This window comes from Sinomicrobium soli, from assembly GCF_003285545.1.
GTDB lineage: Bacteria > Bacteroidota > Bacteroidia > Flavobacteriales > Flavobacteriaceae > Sinomicrobium.
Genome location: NZ_QLNV01000011.1, coordinates 1 through 19,973 on the forward strand (window position 1 = coordinate 1; position 19,973 = coordinate 19,973).

17 protein-coding genes are annotated in these 19,973 nt (G+C 48.1%); 6 read left to right on the plus strand and 11 right to left on the minus strand.

Annotated features, from left to right (window positions below; all coding sequences use genetic code 11):
* Positions 1-53: 53 nt before the first annotated feature.
* The 7 genes from DN748_RS13880 to DN748_RS13915 form a co-directional block, all read right to left on the minus strand.
* On the minus strand, positions 54-1,094 hold the full coding sequence (locus tag DN748_RS13880) for an RHS repeat-associated core domain-containing protein (RefSeq protein ID WP_146746620.1): 1,041 nt from the start codon (positions 1,092-1,094) through the stop codon (positions 54-56).
* Between the two features lie 155 nt (positions 1,095-1,249).
* The gene (locus DN748_RS13885) at positions 1,250-1,822 is read right to left on the minus strand and encodes a hypothetical protein (protein WP_112372434.1); all 573 of its coding nucleotides are present in this window, start codon (positions 1,820-1,822) and stop codon (positions 1,250-1,252) included.
* A gap of 359 nt (positions 1,823-2,181) precedes the next feature.
* On the minus strand, positions 2,182-2,694 hold the full coding sequence (locus DN748_RS13895; protein WP_112372436.1) for a hypothetical protein: 513 nt from the start codon (positions 2,692-2,694) through the stop codon (positions 2,182-2,184).
* Positions 2,695-2,777: 83 nt separating this feature from the next.
* A complete protein-coding gene (locus tag DN748_RS13900) occupies positions 2,778-3,383 on the minus strand; it encodes a hypothetical protein (RefSeq protein WP_112372437.1) in 606 nt (201 codons plus the stop codon).
* A gap of 3 nt (positions 3,384-3,386) precedes the next feature.
* Positions 3,387-4,568, minus strand: coding sequence for an RHS repeat-associated core domain-containing protein (locus DN748_RS19265; RefSeq protein ID WP_236636873.1), 1,182 nt, complete (start codon positions 4,566-4,568; stop codon positions 3,387-3,389).
* A 10-nt stretch (positions 4,569-4,578) separates the two neighbouring features.
* Positions 4,579-4,812, minus strand: a complete 234-nt coding sequence (locus DN748_RS13910; protein ID WP_112372438.1) for a hypothetical protein — start codon at positions 4,810-4,812, stop codon at positions 4,579-4,581.
* A 360-nt stretch (positions 4,813-5,172) separates the two neighbouring features.
* On the minus strand, positions 5,173-6,171 hold the full coding sequence (locus DN748_RS13915) for an NAD(P)H-dependent glycerol-3-phosphate dehydrogenase (RefSeq protein WP_112372439.1): 999 nt from the start codon (positions 6,169-6,171) through the stop codon (positions 5,173-5,175).
* Between the two features lie 527 nt (positions 6,172-6,698).
* Here DN748_RS13915 and pbpC point away from each other — a divergent pair.
* From pbpC to DN748_RS13940, 5 genes are all read left to right on the plus strand, one after another.
* Positions 6,699-8,999 carry a penicillin-binding protein 1C gene (gene pbpC / locus DN748_RS13920; RefSeq protein WP_112372538.1) on the plus strand — a complete coding sequence of 767 codons (2,301 nt, stop codon included), beginning with the start codon at positions 6,699-6,701 and terminating at the stop codon, positions 8,997-8,999.
* Between the two features lie 150 nt (positions 9,000-9,149).
* The gene (locus DN748_RS13925) at positions 9,150-9,659 is read left to right on the plus strand and encodes a GbsR/MarR family transcriptional regulator (RefSeq protein ID WP_236636874.1); all 510 of its coding nucleotides are present in this window, start codon (positions 9,150-9,152) and stop codon (positions 9,657-9,659) included.
* A 32-nt stretch (positions 9,660-9,691) separates the two neighbouring features.
* The gene (locus DN748_RS13930) at positions 9,692-10,798 is read left to right on the plus strand and encodes an efflux RND transporter periplasmic adaptor subunit (RefSeq protein ID WP_236636875.1); all 1,107 of its coding nucleotides are present in this window, start codon (positions 9,692-9,694) and stop codon (positions 10,796-10,798) included.
* Positions 10,799-10,819: 21 nt separating this feature from the next.
* A complete protein-coding gene (locus tag DN748_RS13935) occupies positions 10,820-13,963 on the plus strand; it encodes an efflux RND transporter permease subunit (RefSeq protein WP_112372442.1) in 3,144 nt (1,047 codons plus the stop codon).
* A 15-nt stretch (positions 13,964-13,978) separates the two neighbouring features.
* Positions 13,979-15,382, plus strand: coding sequence for an efflux transporter outer membrane subunit (locus DN748_RS13940; RefSeq protein WP_112372443.1), 1,404 nt, complete (start codon positions 13,979-13,981; stop codon positions 15,380-15,382).
* Between the two features lie 143 nt (positions 15,383-15,525).
* Here DN748_RS13940 and DN748_RS13945 read toward each other — a convergent pair whose 3' ends face one another.
* Positions 15,526-16,008 (minus strand): CYTH domain-containing protein, encoded by a 483-nt coding sequence (locus DN748_RS13945; RefSeq protein WP_112372444.1) that lies wholly within the window; start codon positions 16,006-16,008, stop codon positions 15,526-15,528.
* 50 nt (positions 16,009-16,058) lie between these two features.
* Here DN748_RS13945 and dinB point away from each other — a divergent pair, with 50 nt between their 5' ends.
* Positions 16,059-17,141, plus strand: coding sequence for a DNA polymerase IV (gene dinB / locus DN748_RS13950; RefSeq protein ID WP_112372445.1), 1,083 nt, complete (start codon positions 16,059-16,061; stop codon positions 17,139-17,141).
* A 99-nt stretch (positions 17,142-17,240) separates the two neighbouring features.
* On the opposite strand, the gene pyk is transcribed toward dinB, so the two are convergent.
* The 3 genes from pyk to rnc all read right to left on the minus strand — a co-directional run bounded on the left by pyk (position 17,241) and on the right by rnc (position 19,968).
* The gene (gene pyk / locus DN748_RS13955) at positions 17,241-18,671 is read right to left on the minus strand and encodes a pyruvate kinase (protein ID WP_112372446.1); all 1,431 of its coding nucleotides are present in this window, start codon (positions 18,669-18,671) and stop codon (positions 17,241-17,243) included.
* A 2-nt stretch (positions 18,672-18,673) separates the two neighbouring features.
* A complete protein-coding gene (locus DN748_RS13960; protein WP_112372447.1) occupies positions 18,674-19,138 on the minus strand; it encodes an IPExxxVDY family protein in 465 nt (154 codons plus the stop codon).
* Between the two features lie 98 nt (positions 19,139-19,236).
* Positions 19,237-19,968 carry a ribonuclease III gene (gene rnc / locus DN748_RS13965; protein ID WP_112372448.1) on the minus strand — a complete coding sequence of 244 codons (732 nt, stop codon included), beginning with the start codon at positions 19,966-19,968 and terminating at the stop codon, positions 19,237-19,239.
* Positions 19,969-19,973 lie beyond the last annotated feature (5 nt).

The window sequence follows — 19,973 nt, forward strand, 5'->3', positions numbered from 1 at the left end:
GCTATCAAAAAACTCCCCAATCGCGATATACAAAGAGTTTCAAAGAACTTAGTTTAATTTTTAGTACCCATTAGTGAATTTGGATATTGATTAATTCCCTTTTCTATAAGAGAAAATTTTATACCAAGGTTTTGTCGTAGGATTTGCGTTGACCAATCGGTCATTCCCGGTATCTTACTTATTAATTTTCCACCTACTCTATTTGTCATATAAAAACCTGCAGATCTTATTCCCTGACCGTAATTTTGTGTGGCATATGCCTCTATACCACTACCGACAAGAGAAACAGTTCCTCCTACCCCAGACAAAGGGACACCAACACCGGCACCAACACCCGTTGTAGTTAATGCATACCCTCCGTAAGTAAGGTAATCTCCCAGGTCTTGTAGCGTTTTTGAGGTCTCCAGAATAGTCCGTTGCCAGTCCGTTACCCTATACGTTACGGAGAACTCTGCCTGATGCGCCTGAACCCAGTCATTATAAGTGCCTTCGGCATAAACCACAGGCTCGGGTTTCCTGTTAAGCGCCTTACCCAATAAACCGGCTTTAGCCCCTTCCGTATTCAAATCACTTACTCCTTTTTCGGCTCCGGACCAGAAACTCTTATGTTCACTAACACTTCTAATCCCGCTGATCGTCCCGTTCACTACTCCTCCTATAGCTCCGCCCATAAGACCTCCCTTTAAACCTGCTCCCAAACCAGCCCCGAAACTCGCTCCATCCAGCCAGGAATTCCCGGCAGCGCCAATAAAGCCACCGGCAAAACCACCTGCGAACCCGGAAGCAAAACCCTGGGCAAACCCGATGGTTACGGCTACTTCACTACTAAAAAATGCCCCTCCGGCTACGACATTGCCTACTCCCGCTCCGATAGCTCCCGAAGCAGCGCCAATCAAAGCCCCGCCAAGAATCTTACCGAAATTGGCCCCGGGTTTAATGGCCTGGGTTATGGCCCCGATCGCCGCGCCGATAAGGGCTGCCACAAAGAAAAACTCCCCGTTCTGGTCTACATACATCAACGGGTTGTTCAGCACATACCCATACCGGTTAAAGTTCTGGGTATTATACGGGTCCTGAACAAAATTGTCCGGCATCAGAAAACGGTGCAGTATCGGGTCGCAATACAACAAAACACCTTTCCCGCTTCCTATCAAAGAGGAAATTTATATATTTCCTGTCACTCACAAAATGAACTGCGAAGCCGCAGATGTCTGCGCTACATCTTGCTGTTGATTATTTCCCGATAGTACTACAATCCCTTTTCCCGCTCCATTTTTGACATCCACTCCTGCATTTTTTTATCTTTCTCTTCCATATTATCGTACATGCCGTATACTACCCTGAACTTTGCCTTTCTTTTATACTTATACTTTCTCGATACTATTATATTGGGAAAAGCACTGGCATTCCTGTTGAAAGCTCCGGCTTTTTTATTATAGTCTTCTATATACTGATTACTCCTTGCATCATATCTCCGGATCGTATCCCTGAAACCGGAAATACCTTCTGTCTGGTCTATATACATCACAGTATAATTATTGATCCGGCTCTGCCTGTACATATACGGTTTGGTATTGGCATCAGGATAATAATGGACATTTAGCAAACTATCCATTGTTTCGAACCCCGGCAGACCGGTAAACCGGTTTGTATTTTCTCTTAAAAAAGCGGTCCTTTCCTTATCGGCCTGTATCACCTTCTCCCAGGCCAATTCCACCTTTTCATTTTCACTTTTTAAGCCTTCCCTTATTCGCATCAGATAAAATCCCAAAAGAAACAGAAGCGCAATTAACAACAAAAAAAAGACTGCTATTTTTTTCATTTATACACTTTAAACAATCATAATCCAGTCACTGTACTCCTTTGAAAAACAACCTCACCTCTTGGGATACAAATACCCTTCAAAAACCTGTGAGAACTCCCCGGCCAGGACTTCGGGGTCGGTAGGGGATTTTTCCTTGAGGGGTGTCTGCCGGTAAAAGGCAATATTACCACGCTCCCCATCAAAAATGACCGTATGTATCGTAATATTGGCTTTACCGAAGAAGCGAGGTATTTGTTTGCAGCGCAGGAAGCAAGTGCCCCTGCGATCAGTACTAAAAAAGTAGTTTTTCTCATGATATAATCTATTTGGTTGTTCTTTATTCCTTGGCCATAAACAATGTCCGGCCATAGTAGCATTTACATTGGATCTACCACCACAATGTTTACTTCTTTTGACATCAGGACACCACATAATTGGTCATACTCCTTTTCTTTTGTGAAATTTCTATACAGATAATGTACTCTCAACTTATTTTCTCCTTTCTTAAAGAAAGAATCTTCCACTTCCATATCGTACACATCCTCATATCTCTCAAGAGGTTTAAGTTTAATTATTTTCCTTACATCTATGGTGTCATTTAAAGGATAACCTGCCGTTCCAAATGTTACAAATGGCCTTATAAGGCGTATCACCCCCTTGGGATAAAATTCTATAGCTTCCGAACTGGTATTTATAAATTTAACACAACATTCTACCTTCTCTCCCATAGCAATGGTGTCTTGTTGAAAAGCAAGTTCAATGTCCAAAAAACCGGAAATATCACCACAAGGCGGGTGTTCCTCTGTTTGAGAGTAACCAATAAATCCGAAAAATAAAATTAATATCCCCGCTAAAACCTTCTGGGTATACCATAAATAAAATGTCACCATCTTGTATTACATTGGTTCATATAACTTATGAAATTTGAAACATTCAAGTAACCGACAACATTGTATTGTACGGTATCGATGTTTTAAGAAATGACATAATTAAATTTCGAGATAATTACCCATTTGCCATATACTTTTTTCAAAAAATAATCAAACGACTGAAATCCAAATATATAGAACCGGGACACCACAGATACGACACAATGCTCCTTATTATTATCGAAAACGGGGGTATGCAATGTGAAGATGATAATATCTTTGATTTTTCCTGAAATTCCTGCAATCCTATACTCATGATCATTTCTGGCTTTTTGTATGTCTTTTGGAGATAGTGTTATACACGTTTTTTGAGGAAAAAGAGAGGGGTTCAAAATGGTATCATAGTTTTTTAGTAGTGTTTTCAGGAAACCGCTGCACCAAACCTTGGCTTTACCTCCTCTGGCATTGGTTTCCAATTCTTCCAGCACCTCCATTGGAATATCTGATAGTTCTGAATCTGTCAAAAATGATTTTTTAGTGAAATGGGTTTCCGGACCCACACACGTTATATAATAATTTGGTTTCAATGAGTAATCTATATTGTCAAAAAGAACTTTAGCCATGACATCAAGGGTGTCGTTAGCCATATTCTGAGAATATCCATGACTTACAGTAATTATATGGATTAAAATAATAAACACAAATCTCATAGCTTAAAATTTAATATTAGTAAAATTGAGTGTTTTAACCCATGAATAATTCTGAGGTTGGAAAGCAGAATAGTATGGATGACTTACAATTTTCGGAATTAAATGACTAAAAGGTCCTCCAGCACCGTATCCTCCATAATTAGTACTTCCCAAAGAAGACACATGACTATATGCCGTAAACTCCTTTACATGACCAAATAAGGAAGAACTGAAATCACTAACCGATAATCCCCTTAAAAGGGCATGTTGAGATACATGGTTGAATTCATGTACCATTGTATAATATAATTCCTTTGCGCTTGAAAAAGCTAAGTTTTTGTTAAAATACATGTCTGACCTTCCCGTAAAAACGCCTCCTTTTTGAAGCGCAGGAGTAGCAGCCGCCGCACCATTTGAATCCATTAATTTCTGCATATTTTCCGGTACGTTTTCTGTTGTAAAATTCCTGACATTTTCCATTGGGGCATCTGGTATCCACTCTTCTCTGGCTTTAATTAAATTTGCATCGGTAGGGTCAATAGATGAATCAGGATTAAACCCGCTTGCTTTCATAAAACCTATTGTTCTTTTACTTAAACTCTTGCCATCCCAAAAATTTAATCCTGATTTATTTGCTCTAATCCCGCTAATCGTCCCGTTCACCACTCCTCCTATAGCTCCGCCCATAAGACCTCCCTTTAAACCTGCTCCCAAACCAGCCCCGAAACTCGCTCCATCCAGCCAGGAATTCCCGGCAGCGCCAATAAAGCCACCGGCAAAACCACCTGCGAACCCGGAAGCAAAACCATGGGCAAACCCGATGGTTACGGCTACCTGACTACCAAAAAATGCCCCTCCGGATACGACATTGCCTACTCCCGCTCCGATAGCTCCCGAAGCAGCGCCTATCAAAGCCCCGCCAAGAATCTTACCGAAATTGGCCCCGGGTTTAATGGCCTGGGTTATGGCCCCGATCGCCGCGCCGATAAGGGCTGCTACAAAGAAAAACTCCCCGTTCTGGTCTATATACATCAACGGGTTATTGAGTACATACCCATACCGGTTAAAGTTCTGGGTACTATACGGGTCCTGAACAAAATTGTCCGGCATCAGAAAACGGTGCAGTACCGGATCGTATAAACGGCCGTTCATATGCACCAGCCCTACCCCGGCCAGGTGCTCATGGCCGGTATAACCTCTATCCAAGATAGCAAAATTATTTAAGGCTGTGCCCGAGCCATCCGTTAATTTTATATGCCCCGCGCCAACTGGCTCCTCCGCTAAAACAGCCCACCGGGCTGTTTCTTAACGCCCGGCCCTCCCACGCATCGAAGTGGCGTTGTTCTTTAATGTCTCCTGCCGGGGTGGTAATGGCCAGTATACTGCCCAGGTAATCGCGGTGCAGGTAGTAATAATTATGATCATGGATGCATTCTAAAATGACGGGCAAAGGGCTTAGTCCCGCATATTTCCAACCAATAACTCAGAAGCTATACAAAATTTGTTTTTGGAATTATTTATAGCGTATTATTACCTACCGGCAAGTAGATCTTCATCAGGCGAAGGTGTTTTGAGACACATCACCATAGCCACAGATCGAAAAATATAGCCGAAATACGGCGGAGGGACCTAATGTAACAGAAACCGCCGTAAGCGTTTTTCATCGTAAAAAACACCATGCCGGAGTCCCCTCAGGAGAGGGGATTGGCATATCGGCCCTTAATCGTATGATAAGCTGCGAAATAGAAGACATTCAGAGCAGTTTGAAAACTAAGAACTACCAACTAAGAACTAAGAACCAACAAACTCATCAATCCAGTTTTTCCGACAGCTTCTTAAATACCTTTTTGGGGTCCTTTCCTTCGTAAAGTATGTTATACACTGCGTCGATAATGGGGGTCCTGATCTTTTTTTCATTCTTTTCATTCAGCAGGCGGGCGCTCTTTGCCGCGTAGTATCCTTCGGCTACCATACTCATCTCCATCATGGCCGATTTTACGGTATAGCCCTTGCCGATCATATTCCCGAACATCCTGTTCCTGGAAAACACCGAATAGCCCGTTACCAGCAGGTCGCCCAGGTATGCGGAATTGGTAATATTCCGTTTCATACGGTGCACGCGCTTTATAAACCTCCGCATTTCGCGTATGGCATTGCTCATCAGCACACTCTGGAAATTGTCGCCATATCCGAGCCCATGAGCTATTCCCGCCGCTATGGCATAGATGTTTTTCAATACCGCCGCATATTCGGTACCGATAATATCATCTGATATTTTAGTCTTTATATAGTCGCTCGAAAGATTGCGGGCTACCATCCGGGCCTTTTTTTCATCGGCACAGGCTATGGTGAGATAAGACAGCCGTTCCAGCGCCACTTCCTCGGCATGGCACGGTCCCGTGATCACCCCTATGTTTTCATAGGGGATACCATATTCCTTGTGAAAGTGCTCCCCGACGATCAGCCCGGTTTCCGGCACTATCCCCTTTATCGCGGAAAATATGATCTTATCCTGCAGCGGCTCCTGTAATTTTTCCAGTTCGGCCAGGAGAAATGCGGAAGGAATGGCAAAAACAAGCACATCGGCACGGCGAACGGCTTCATTGATATCGTTGGTAAGCCGCAACTGTTCCGGGCGGAATTCCACCGCACTCAGGTAATTGGGGTTATGGCCCTGGTTCTGTATATGTTCTTTCACAAATACATTTCGCATATACCAGCCCACTTCCTCCAGGTTTTCCGTCAGCATCTTTACAATAGCCGTTGCCCAGCTTCCTCCCCCGATCACTGCAAATTTCTTATCACTCATAAATACTGTTTTTTTTCGAATCGGGCGTAGCATCCTGCCCCATTCCATACGGTTCACAAACGTTTACCAGCCAAAAATAACCAAAAAAATAATGACCGTATCCATACAAGACGCTTCGGGAAGCTGTTTTGCCACGCACCTACGCCTTTTCTGCAACGAACATCATTTCCTTTAAAATCAACCTCTTAAAGCAGGGGCAATACTATTCTTCAGGGCAGATAGCGTTTCCGGAGGTAAAATTTTAACATTAGATTATGATATTTCTCACAATGACACCTTGATAATTGCGTTATGGAGACATAAAAAACACATTATTTACATGATAAGTACCCTTGAAAAATAACGGTTAGTTGATTTTTGGTTAGTTAGTTTGGAAAGCGCCTTTCTCTGTTCAAAGCGAGGGTGCTTTCCTTTTTTTAACAGCGCCTGGTTACGCCATCTGGTGAAAAAAGAATAATTTCACCGGAAAAAGCAATACGTTGAACAGGGTCTGGCACATCATAAAAAAACATCTGGTAAAAACCGTTATGGCAGTACTGGTCCTGACCGGTTACTATTTCTGCCTGCCCGATCCGCTCTTTCACGCTCCCTATTCAACGGTCATAGAAAGCCGGAACGGTGAATTGTTAGGTGCCCGGATCGCCGCAGACGGCCAGTGGCGGTTTCCCGAGAGCGACAGCATTCCCGGAAAATTCGAACAGTGTGTACTGCATTTCGAAGACGAGTATTTCTATTACCACCCGGGGATCAACCCGGTTTCCGCAATGCGGGCCCTATGGCAGAATATCCGCTCGGGAAAGGTGGTCAGCGGGGGGAGTACCATCACCCAGCAGGTCATCCGCCTGTCCAGGAAAGGCAGGAAACGCACCTACCTTGAAAAAGGGATCGAGGCTGTACTGGCCACCCGGCTGGAACTGGGATATTCCAAGAAAAGCATCCTGAACTTCTATGCTTCCCATGCCCCTTTCGGCAGTAATGTCGTAGGGCTGGACGTAGCTGCCTGGCGGTATTTCGGCGTACAGCCCCAACAGCTCTCCTGGGCCGAAAGTGCCACTCTTGCCGTATTGCCCAATGCCCCCGCCCTGATCTATCCCGGAAAGAACCAGGAAGAACTGCTGAAAAAACGCAATAGGCTGCTGCACAAATTATTCGAAAAGAGAGTGCTCGGCGAAACCTCATACCGGCTGGCGGTCGCCGAGCCGCTGCCGCAGCAGCCGTTTCCGCTGCCCCGGCATGCCCCTCACCTGCTGCAGTACGGCGGAAACCGGCGCCCCGGAAGAAAAACACGGACCACCATCGATTACAGCCTGCAGCAACGGGTAAACGATATCGTAAAGCAACACTACAACGTACTTAAACAGAACGATATCTACAATGCCGCCGTACTGGTTATGGATGTAAAGACCCGGGAAGTACTGGCCTATACGGGAAACAGCCCTACCGACAAGGCGCATCAGAAAGATGTAGACATCATACATGCCCCGAGAAGTACCGGCAGTATCATGAAACCTTTGCTCTACGCCGCCATGCTGGATGCCGGAGAGATACTCCCGCAGACCCTTATCCCGGACATCCCCACACAAATATCGGGGTACACGCCCGAGAACTTCGACCCGAAATACGACGGTGCGGTAGCTGCAGACCATGCCCTGGTCCGCTCCCTGAACATTCCGTTTGTCAGGATGTTACAGGAATACGGCCTGGAGCGCTTCCGCGACAAACTGGAAAGTTTCAGGCTCAGGGACGTAAACAAACCTGCCGACTATTACGGGCTTACCCTCATCCTCGGAGGGGCCGAGAGCAACCTGTGGGACCTGTGCAAGACCTATGCAGCGCTGGCCGGCACCGTAGATCACTATACCGCGACATCCAGCGAGTACTACAGCCGTGAATTTACCGAACCGGTATGGGCAGAAGACCAGGAAGCCGATTTCGGAAAACCGGGTACGGAAAAGACCGTTTTTGATGCCGGAAGCATCTATCTCACCCTCAGGGCCATGCAGGAACTCAACCGCCCCGACGGCAACCAGGCCTGGCGGTACTTCGAGTCGTCGCGCAGCATTTCATGGAAAACGGGCACCAGTTTCGGCAATCGCGATGCCTGGGCCATCGGGGTCACTCCGGACCATGTAGTAGGGGTATGGGTAGGGAATGCAGACGGGGAAGGGCGTCCGGGGCTTACCGGGGCCACATCGGCAGCTCCCCTGATGTTTGACGTATTCGGTGCATTGCCCCGGTCATCTTCATTTAAAATACCGTATGACGAACTCGCGCAAACCGAGGTATGCCGCAACAGCGGATACCTGGCCACTCCCATGTGCCCCGCGGTAAAAAGACAGGTCCCCCGAAGCGGTACCCGGACCGCCCCCTGCCCGTACCACCACCTGGTACACCTGGACAGCAAAAGGCAATTCCGGGTAAACTCTTCCTGCGAAAACATCACCGATATGGTCACGGAACCCTGGTTCAGCCTGCCGCCGGTCATGGAATTCTATTTCAGGAAAAATCATTCGGATTACAAAACCCTGCCACCGTTCAGGGCAGACTGCTTTACCGAAGACCGCAACAGCATGGATTTCATATATCCCCCCGAAGGCAAAAACATCATTCTTCCCAAAGATTTCGACGGAAACACCAATCCGCTGGTCGTAAAAATAGCACACTCCAAACCGGGGACCTCCGTATTCTGGTACCTGGACGAAGAATATATCGGGACCACACAGACATTTCACGAAATGTCCATCCTCCCCGATGCAGGCAAGCACCTGATCACGGTGATCGACAGGAACGGCATGGAACTCCGGAGATGGATAGAGATAGAAAGGTAAGTATAAAAACAACCGTTTGTGTATATCCCGTTCTATATATTATTACCTTTCTTTTACCCCGGCCATATTTAACATTTTATTAACTCCTGTTTGGTTCGGTAAAAACCGAACCTTGTATATATTTGCCGGAAATTTAAATCATGGATGGCCATGCAGTGTGAAGAGTTAGAAAATGAGAAATGCAGTCTGATAGAAGAAATGGGCGTTTTCTTTGAAAGAAACGAAACTTTTTCTCCCCTGTCGGCAAGGATTTTTTCCATGCTGGTATTATCGGGAGAGCGGGGAGTTACCTTTGAAGAGCTTCTGGAACGGCTGGAGGCCAGCAAGAGTTCTGTATCCACCAACCTGCACCTTCTGCAATCTACCGGTAAGATCACCTATTTCACCAAAACCGGGGATCGGAAGCGCTATTTCAAAACGGCCCCGGACCAGATGCTTGTACGCCTGGACGAAAAGATAGAACAGTGGAAAAAAGAAAAGCAGTTACTGGAAAAAGTACAGTCTTACAAGCTGAAATGCGTGCAGTATGATCCGGAAAACGATCCGAACCAGGTAAGCATGCAGTTCAACCAGCACTATATCAGGTTTGCGGATACCATGATCAACAATCTGCTCGAATTACGGAAAAATATATCGAATACCTTAAACCAATTTAAATAACAGCAATGAGAACAGGAACTATTTTGAAATATATGGCAGCAATAGCAGGAATTGCGCCATTACTTATCAGTTGCAACCAGAAGCAGCAACAGGGACAGCAGGCACAACAGGCCCTGCCTTTTCCTGTGACAAAAATAGAAAGTAAGGAAGTAACCGCCTACCAGGTTTTCCCTACCAGCATAGAAGGTATTATAAACAGTAATGTCCGCGCGAAAGTGGCGGGATATATCAAGGAAGTGCTGGTAGATGAAGGAGAAAAGGTAAAAAAGGGCCAACCCCTGTTCAGGCTGGAAACCGAATCGCTCTCCCAGGATGCAGAAGCTGCCAGGGCCAGCATCAATGTGGCCCAGGTAGAGGTCGACAAACTGAAGCCCCTGGTTGAAAAGGGGATTGTCGGTGAGGTGCAGCTGGAGACTGCCAAGGCAAACCTGGCCCAGGCCAAGAGCAACTATAACAGTATCGTGGCCAATATCGGCTATGCTACCGTAAAAAGTCCGGTAGACGGTTATGTAGGGGCCATTCCCTTCCGCCTCGGGACTCTCGTCAGCCCGAGTGACCAGGTGCCCCTGACCACGGTTTCGGATATCAATGAGGTATACGCCTACTTTTCATTTAACGAGAAAGACTATCTGAATTTCCTCGAGAACACACCCGGGGAAACCCTGAAAGAAAAAATAGGCAACTTCCCGGAAGTAATCCTGCAACTGGCCAACGGCACCATTTACAGCCACAAGGGTAAGATACAGACCGTGACCGGGCAGGTAAACCGGAATACGGGTACGGTAAGCATAAGGGCCATATTCGATAACCCGGAACGCCTGATCACCAACGGTAACAGTGGTAAGATCATGATCCCTACCACCTATGCCGACCAGCCTGTAATACCCCAGGCGGCCACTTTCGAAAGGCAGGGCCAGGTCATGGCGTTTACGGTAGACGGCGAGGGAATGATAAACCCGGTGATTATCGAGATCAAAGACGATGTCGACAATCTTTATGTAGTAGGATCGGGCCTGAACATCGGAGACCAGATCGTTACCAGCGGGGTCGGAAAACTCAAGAGCGGAATGAAAATCGCTCCCCAGGAAGTTTCATACGACAGTGTTACCAAGCCCATAAAAGTATCATTCAGAAACTAAAAGAAGCCTAAAAATTACGATATGTTAAAGAGATTTATAGAGCGACCCGTTTTATCTACGGTGATCTCGATCCTGATAGTAATCCTGGGGGTTCTGGGTATTCTTACCCTTCCCATGGAGCAATACCCCGATATCGCTCCGCCGACGGTCCAGGTACAAGCCACCTACCCCGGGGCGAATGCCGAGACCATTATGGAAAGTGTGGTAATCCCTATCGAAGAGCAGGTAAACGGTGTGGAAGGGATGACCTATATCACCTCCGAGGCTACCAATTCGGGGAGTGCAACCATTACCGTATATTTTGACCAGGAAATGGATGCCGACATCGCTGCGGTAAACGTACAGAACAGGGTGGCACGTGCCAACCCGTTACTGCCCCAGGAAGTGGTACAGACGGGGGTTATCACACAAAAACAGCAAACCAGTGCCCTGATGTTCATGTCGTTCTACTCCACCAATGAGGAGTACGATGCGACATTCCTTCAAAACTACCTGAGTATCAACGTAGTACCTGAATTCAAAAGGGTGACGGGAGTTGGAGATGTCAACGTATTCTCCAGCAACGATTACGCCATGCGTATCTGGCTGAAACCGGACAAGCTCGCGGCATATGATCTCATCCCTTCCGATGTGGCCGCCGCACTCCGGGAACAAAGTCTCGAGGCCGCTGCCGGATCGCTGGGAGAGAACAACGGAGAAGCCTTCTCCTATGTCATTAAATACAGCGGACGGTTCAAGACCGAACAGCAATACAACGATATCGTGATCAAGGCCCTGGGCAACGGGGAATACCTGCGTCTTAAAGACGTAGCCGATATAGAATTGAGCGGACAGATGTATTCCGTGAATTCCAATACCAAGGGATACCCAGCGGTAAACATGGCGATATACCAGACCAAGGGGTCCAACGCCCAGGAGATCATCGAGACCATTCTGAACAGGCTTGACGAACTGGAAGCAGACTTCCCGGAAGGTATTGAACCCTATATCCCGTATAACACCAACGACTTTCTCGAAGCTTCCATAGACAAGGTGATCCATACCCTTGTAGAAGCCTTTATCCTGGTGTTTCTCGTGGTATTCATTTTCCTGCAGGATGTGAGGTCTACCCTGATCCCTGCCATCGCCGTACCGGTAGCCATTATCGGGACCTTCTTTTTCCTCAACATCTTTGGCTACTCCATAAACCTGCTTACGCTGTTTGCCCTGGTCCTGGCCATCGGTATTGTGGTGGACGATGCCATTGTGGTGGTGGAAGCCGTGCATGCCAAGATCGAGGAAGGCCACGCCAAAAGCGCGATGGATGCCACCGTAAATGCCATGAGCGAAATCTCGGGGGCCATTATATCCATTACCCTCGTGATGTCTGCGGTGTTCGTACCGGTAACCTTTATACAGGGCCCTACCGGGGTATTTTATGAACAGTTCGGTATCACGCTGGTCGTTGCCATTCTGATCTCGGCGGTAAACGCCCTTACACTGAGCCCGGCCCTGTGTGCCCTCTTCCTCAAGACACATACGGAGGAGGAAAAGAAGAACACCACCTTCCTGCAACGTTTTTACAACGCGTTCAACAAAGGTTTCAACGCCACTACCGAGCGTTACGGAAAATCCCTCGGGTTCCTGTACAAACACAAGTGGATCACCCCGGTGGTCATCATCGCTTCCGTGGCAGGTATCTTATGGGCCAACTCCACCACGCCTTCAGGGTTTATCCCCAATGAAGACCGCGGGATTATCTTTGTAAATGCCGAGCTGCCCCCGGGATCATCGCTGGACAGGACTACCGAAGTAACAAACCAGCTGTCTGAAAAGGCAAAAGACATCCCCGGAGTGGAAGGGGTCTCCATGATCAACGGTTTCGGTATGCTTAGCGGCCAGGGTAGCAACAACGCTTTCGGTTTTATCAAGCTGAAAAACTGGGAAGAACGAACCACAGACGATCTTTCGTCGGATGCCATTACCGGACAGCTTTTCGGGATAGCAGCCACCATACCCGGGGCCAACATCATTTTCTTTGCCCCTCCCAGTGTTCCCGGTTTCGGTAATTCCGCCGGAGTGGAGATCAACCTGCTCGACCGGTCAGGAGGTGATTTCAGGGACCTGGACAGTGCCACCCAGGAATATATCATGGGACTGATGTCTCACCCGGAAATACAATACGGACAGACCGCTTTCAGCACCAGTTATCCCCAGTATGAACTGGAGGTAAACGTACCTCTGGCCAAGGATAAGGGAGTGGCGATAAGCGACATATTCTCGACCCTGCAGGGGTATATCGGCGGGATATACACGGCCGACTTTGCCCGGTTCGGTAAACAATATCGCGTATACATGCAATCCCTTCCGGAAGACAGGGCCAACTCTGAAGCTCTCGACCAGCTCTATGTGCGTACCAGCGATGGCATGTCACCTATCACACAGTTTGTCAACCTGAACCGGGTATACGGTCCGCAATCCGTAAAACGTTTTAACCTCTTTAACTCGACGACGATCAACGCCGCCATGAATCCCGGCTTCAGTACCGGTAACGGTATCGGTATCGCAGAAGCGGAAGCGGCAAAACTGGATTCAAACTATTCCATTGCCTACTCCGGGTTAACCAGGGAAGAGGTCAATGCAGGAAATCAGACCGTCCTGATATTCATTCTGAGTATCGTATTCGTATACTTCCTGTTAGCGGCGCAGTACGAGAGTTACCTGTTACCTTTTTCCGTACTTTTCTCGCTTCCCCTGGGGGTATTCGGGGCCTACTTTACCACCAAGATGGTAGGACTGGAAAACAACATCTATTTCCAGATCGCACTGATCATGCTGCTCGGGCTGCTGGCCAAGAATGCGATCCTTATCGTGGAATTCGCCCTTCAGAGGCGAAGGCGGGGAGAAACACTGGTAGATGCGGCCATTCACGGTGCAAAGGCGCGTTTACGCCCTATCCTGATGACCTCTTTTGCCTTTATTCTCGGACTGATGCCGCTGGCGCTGGCCGGAGGGGTTGGTGCTGTCGGAAATAACTCCATCGGTACCGGTGCCGCAGGAGGGATGCTTATCGGTACCATACTCGGGGTATTCATTATTCCGATACTCTTCATAGCCTTCCAGTGGCTGCAGGAGCGCATCAGCAGGAAACCGGTAGTACACGCAGAAGAATCACAAGAAAGCTAAAATACCATAGGATATATGAACCATAAGAGAATTTTCAAAATAACTGCGATAGCGGGATTTGCATTGCTCGTGCAATCCTGCTTCGTAGCCAAAACCTACGATCGTCCGGAGGTTAAGGAAGCCGAGGGCACCTACCGTACGGATCAACTGCCCCAGGACAGCCTGACCATGGCCGACGTATCCTGGGAAGAACTGTTTACCGATTCCTATCTCCGCGATTACATAAGACAGGGACTGGAGAACAATCTCGACATCCGTATTGCCATACAGCAGATCACAGCTGCGGAAGCTTATATGAAACAGGGGAAGGCAGGCTATTTCCCTACCTTAAGCGTAGGTGCTGATGCCAGCCGGCAGTTTCTGGCGAAAAACAGCCAGTTCGGCTCTTTCTTCAGCGGGCATATAGACCAGTTCCAGCTTACCGGTAACCTTTCATGGGAGGCCGATATCTGGGGCAAGATACGCAGTAACCGGAGGGCCTTCCTGGCTTCCTACCTGCAAACCGTGGCAGCACACAAGGCTGTAAAAACGGAACTTATAGCCTCCATCGCCTCTGCGTATTACCAGTTGCTGTCTCTTGACGAACAACGGAAAATTACCGAAGAGACCATTGCCAACAGGAAAAGCAGCCTGGAAACCACCAGGGCGTTGAAAGAGGCCGGAACGGTGACCGAAGTCGGGGTAAAACAGACCGAAGCACAGCTGCATACGGCTGAAGCCCTGCTGGTGGATATCAGGGCCAATATCAAACTGATGGAAAACACCATAAGCATATTGCTCGGTGAAGCACCGCAGAAAATAGAGAGAAGCACTCTCGACAGCCAGCACATCGATACCGAACTCCGCACCGGGGTCCCTGCACAGCTGCTGCAGAACCGTCCGGATGTCGTGGCTGCCGAGTACGGACTTGTAAATGCCTTTGAGCTGACCAATGTAGCGAGGAGTAATTTCTATCCTTCGCTTACCCTGTCAGCTACCGGGGGGTTCCAGAGTACTGATTTTCAGAAATGGTTCGATTCGGGCTCCCTTTTCGCTACCCTGACCGCAGGACTGGTGCAACCCATATTTAACAAAAGGCAGATAAGGACACAATACGAAGTCTCTGAAGCACAGCAGGAATCCGCGTTGCTGGAATTCAGGAAAACCCTGCTGAATGCCAGTAAAGAAGTTTCCGATGCCCTGTATACCTATGAGGCGGAGACCGAAAAGATCGATATCAGGGAAAAAGAGTTCAGTGCCTACAAACTGGCTACTGAATACTCCGAAGAACTGCTCAACAACGGTATGGTCAACTATCTCGAAGTGCTTACCGCCAAAGAACAGGCCCTCAATTCGGAACTGAATTACATCGATTCGAAATACAGGCAGCTCAACGCTGTAATATCGCTGTATAAAGCACTTGGCGGGGGCTGGAAATAGTTCCCGGAAGTTTAAAAAAGAAGGCTGTCTTCCCCTTGTGTGTATCCTTCCGGATCATGCATACAGGGAAGGCAGTTTCTTTTTTTGGTTATTTGGTTATTGAGTTTACAGGTATCGTCTGAATAACTTAATAACTCAATAACCTAATAACTATCACGCCCCCAGTCCTTATAAGGACAACGGCTCAGCTGTGAATTGTAATACCTCGTATCGCCCGTTACCTCCTGTCCCAGCCAGGAAGGGGCGCGGTACACTTCGTCCGCATCGCCGAGTTCTATCTCTGCAAGTATCAGTCCGTCATTATCTCCCGAAAATTCATCGACCTCTATAACGTGGGGTCCGGAGACCACCTCATACCGTATCTTATCGATAACGCCCTTTTCACATAACGGCAACAGCAGTCCGGCTTCTCCGGGGCTTATTTCCTTCTCCCATTCGAATCTTTCCAGTCCGCGGGCATCAGACCTTCCCTTAACCGTAATAAAGCCCTTATCTCCTTTGATACGCACCCTTACCGTGCGTTCCGGATCTGTATTCAGGAACCCCTGTACAATGCGGTACGACAAGCGGGCCTCTTTCCTGTATTCCCGCGACCGTACCAGAAATTTTCGCTCTATTTCCTTCATGGCAGTATAATTGACATAAGTTTCAGACCTTTGCCAAAGTTAAATCATTTATGGACGACCTCTCCGTATATCGCAAAATTATCCATATCGACATGGATGCCTTCTATGCTTCCGTAGAGCAGATGGACCATCCCGAACTCCGGGGGAAGCCGCTGGCCGTAGGAGGCAGCAGCAAGCGCGGGGTGGTCGCAGCGGCGAGTTACGAAGCCCGGAAATTCGGGGTGCGGAGTGCCATGAGCGGTGCCCTGGCCCGGAAACTGTGTCCCGGACTCCTGTTCGTAAAACCCCGGTTCGACCGCTACCGCGAAATCTCCCTGCGCATAAGGCAGCTCTTCCGCGAGTATACCGACCTGGTGGAGCCCCTGTCACTGGACGAGGCTTACCTCGACGTGACCCGAAACAAGAAAGGAAACCCTTCTGCCACCATGCTGGCCGCCGAAATACGACAACGGATCCTGGAAGAAACGGGGCTTACGGCTTCCGCCGGGATCTCCATAAACAAGTTTATCGCCAAGATCGCTTCCGACTACAACAAGCCTGACGGACAAAAAACGGTGAACCCTGAGGATGTCATTCCCTTTCTTCATGCCCTCGATATCAAAAAATTTCACGGTATAGGGAAAGTTACTGCCGAAAAAATGTACAGTCTCGGTATTTTTACCGGAAAGGACCTGAGCCTCAAGCCTATGGAATTCCTGCAGGAACAATTCGGCAAGGCCGGAACACATTACTACAACATCGTCAGGGGCATACACCTCAGCCCGGTAAAACCGGACCGTACCCCGAAATCGATAGGAGCAGAGCGCACTTTTGCCGAAAACCTGTCGTCTGAGATATTCATGCTCGAACGCCTGGACCATATTGCCACCGAACTTTCCGGACGGCTGAAAGAGAAGAAAATATCGGGAAAGACCGTAACCCTGAAGATCAAGTACAGCGATTTTACCTTACAGACACGCAGCAGGACCCTTCCTTACTTTATCAGTGACAGAAGCCTTATTCTCGAAACGGCAAAAGCATTGCTCTACCAGGACAGGCTGCTCAATTCGGTACGCCTGCTGGGAATTTCGGTAAGCAACCTCAATACGCCCAGGGAAGAACAGGTGGTCGTACAATTGAAATTCGACTTTTAACCGTCACCCGGGCAACAAAAAAGCGCAGCGGAAATTCTCCCCGCTGCGCTTTGTCAATATACTGCTCCGCCGGTAAATACCGGCCCTCTATATGCCTGATTAATGGATCTCGGTTACCCGCATCGTATTTACCATTCCCTTTTCCTGTATCGGCATGGCGGCAAGGCTGATCATCATATCCCCTGTTTCCACAAAACCCTTTTCCCTGGCCAGGTTATTTACATCATCTATCGTTTCATCCGTAGTCACATACCTGTCGTAATAAAAGGCCTTGACCCCCCAGAGCAGGTTGAGCTGGGTAAGCAGCCTCCTGTTCGACGTAAACACGAGAATGTGGGCCTGCGGGCGCCATGAAGAGATCTGGAAGGCCGTGTACCCGCTATTGGTAAGGGTAGTGATCACCTTTGCCTTTATCTCGTTGGCCATCAGGGCAGCGTGGTAGCACACCGATTTGGTGATATACCTTCTTGTCCTGATATGCGGCGGTTCCTGGGGCACCTTTACCAGGGGCGAGTGTTCGACACTGGTGACTATGCTCGACATTTTCTCGATCACCTGTACCGGATAGCTCCCCACGGAAGTCTCTCCCGAAAGCATCACGGCATCGGCACCGTCCATCACGGAATTGGCCACATCGTTTACCTCGGCCCGGGTAGGGGTAAGACTGGTGATCATGCTCTCCATCATCTGGGTGGCAATAATCACGGGTATCCTGGCTTTTTTGGCCCTGAGTACAAGCTGTTTCTGGATCAGGGGTACCTCCTGTGCAGGCACCTCCACCCCGAGATCGCCCCGGGCTACCATAAGACCGTCACAATACGCCACGATCTTGTCTATGTTTTCAACACCTTCAGGTTTCTCTATCTTGGCTATAATGGGGATCTTCTTGTCGGAGTGCTCCCTGATCAGCTCCTGCAGGTCTATAAGGTCCTGGCTGTGCCTTACAAAAGACAGGGCTATCCAGTCTACCTCTTTCCCTATCGCAAAGATGGCATCCTTGATATCCTTCTCCGTCAGTGCAGGCAGGGATACCTTGGTATTGGGCAGGTTGACCCCCTTCTTCGACTTTAGTGCTCCTCCCTGTATTACCTTTGCCTTTACCGTACTTTTCTTATCCGTATCCACCACTTCAAAGATCAGTTTGCCATCGTCCAGGAGAATACGTTCACCGGGCTGTACATCCCGCGGAAACGCTTCATAATTCATATACACCTTTTCCCGGCTTCCCTTGAATTCCTCTCCTGTAATAAAAGTGATCTCGTCTCCCTTGTTCACTACCACATCTTCAGCCATTACCCCCACACGAAGCTTGGGCCCCTGCAGGTCGGCAAGGATCGCGGTATTATATCCGAATTCTTCATTGAGCTCCCTGATCATACTGATCCGCTCGGCCACATCCTCGTAATTGGCGTGGGAGAAATTGATCCGGAAAACATCAACTCCCGCTTCTATCATGTCCTTCAGGATTTCCTTCCTGCTGGTAGCAGGTCCCAGAGTAGCGACAATTTTCGTTTTTTTTCTGTTTGGCATTATCAAAAAATTAAATTGTGTTTCGATTTTAGTTGGTTCACATCCACCTCATATGCCGTAGTCACCTGAGGTATTTTATTTATTTTACACACTACGGTACTTCCGTGATCTTCTCCTTCGGCATTGTCTATCTTCAGAAAACAGTCTACCTTTTTCAGTTCCGGAACAAGATAACGGGTTACGGTCAGCTGATCCGCGGAAAAGAGATTCTCCCCCGCCAGCGACACTACAGACCTGGCCGCATTGACCACCAGAGCCCATACGACTTCGTCCATATCGTTCTCCCATTCGTAATACTCCGACAGCAAATCATTTTCACGCACATCATCTCTTATCATTCTCTTTAATCTTATTCCCAGGCCGGCATTGAGAAAATAGGCCAGACGGCATGCCTCCGCAGAACAGTGAATAGCGATCAGGGAAAAGGCAGGCTCGTAAAAATCATCTGACAGTTTGAGTGTAGCCATATAAATTTACATGGAAGTGTAAATATAGGGGTATGCAAGCGATTAGGCAACTATATCTGCGAGGTTTAACCAAATAATAGCACCGAAAACGATTTCGCCTACTGCATTTTATCCTGCAGTGCATAATACGCCCTTTTCGACGCCTGTTCCTCTGCTTTTTTCTTGGAGGTCGCCCTTCCTTTCGATATCACTTTTCCCTCTATAAAAAGCCGTACGGAAAAATGCCTTACACTTTCATTACCGCTATCTTCGTATACCTCAAAGCTAAATGATTTTTTTTCTTTCTGGCACCATTCTATCACAAAACTCTTATAGCTGATGATCTTCCCTTCGAGCCTTTCGATATCCACATAGGGCTCTATGACCCTGCGATAGACAAACTTCTCGCAGTACTTGTAGCCCCGGTCCAGGTATATGGCCCCGAGCAATGCCTCGAAGAGGTTCCCGTGAATATTCTCCCCGAAACTTTCCCTGGATATCCTCGAGTCTATATGGCGCACCAGTCCCAGCTCCTTCCCGAGCTCGTTCAGGTGTTCCCGGCTTACGACCTTCGATCTCATTTTGGTAAGATAGCCTTCGTCACCGGCCGGGACCATTTTGAACAGGTAATACGATATAATGGTACTCAGCATGGTATCGCCCAGAAACTCCAGCCGCTCATAGTTCATGGGGTTTCCGTCCCGGTCTTTACGGTTGGCCGACCTATGGGTGAAAGCCTTCCTGTAAAACCCGAGGTGTTTCGGAGAAAAACCCAGCATTTTTCTGAGCATCAAAAAAAAATTCCCGTCGTCATCTGAGCGGGAATTTAATATGTTCTGAACGATTTTCATTCAAG